A 474-nucleotide genomic window follows, 5' to 3' on the forward strand; every position below is an offset into this window, starting at 1 on the left:
TGTTCGTTTGCTCGCAGAATTGACCCATTCCAATTGACCCGCCTTCCACTGCCTGGCAAACGCCGCCACGCGGTCGTATGACCCTTCATAGCCGAGTTCTTTCAGTTCCAGATGGAGCTGCTTCAAACTGCGCCGCTGCTTACGAGGCTTTGTAGTCTCGGCCTTTAGCCAGCCGGATAGCTGCACCGAGTATTTATCCAAGCCACTAGATGATCGCCGCTCCGCATAGGAGGGCTCTGTCGTTTCCGATCGCAGGTAGCGTCGGACGGTGTTGCGCGAGATGCCGAGTCGTCGGGCAATCTCTCGTATGGGGATCTGGTCACGAAGATGCCAGCGTCGAATTATTCCTAGCAATGCCACGTCGATCACTCCGATCTCCTGCCGAAAAGACAGGGGGAATTGTGCTACTAACGTGGGTCAGATTCCGTTGCAAATTCGTGGGAAAGGTGGGTCAGATTTCAGTGCAACTTAACA

At 54.4% G+C, this 474-nt stretch carries 1 protein-coding gene; it reads right to left on the minus strand.

What is annotated here, in order from left to right:
* The coding region (locus tag GJ699_RS33960; RefSeq protein WP_371867752.1) for a helix-turn-helix domain-containing protein at positions 1–369 on the minus strand (369 nt) is incomplete at its 3' end.
* Positions 370–474: the final 105 nt, after the last annotated feature.

It is taken from the genome of Duganella guangzhouensis, assembly GCF_009674535.1.
GTDB lineage: Bacteria > Pseudomonadota > Gammaproteobacteria > Burkholderiales > Burkholderiaceae_D > Rugamonas > Rugamonas guangzhouensis.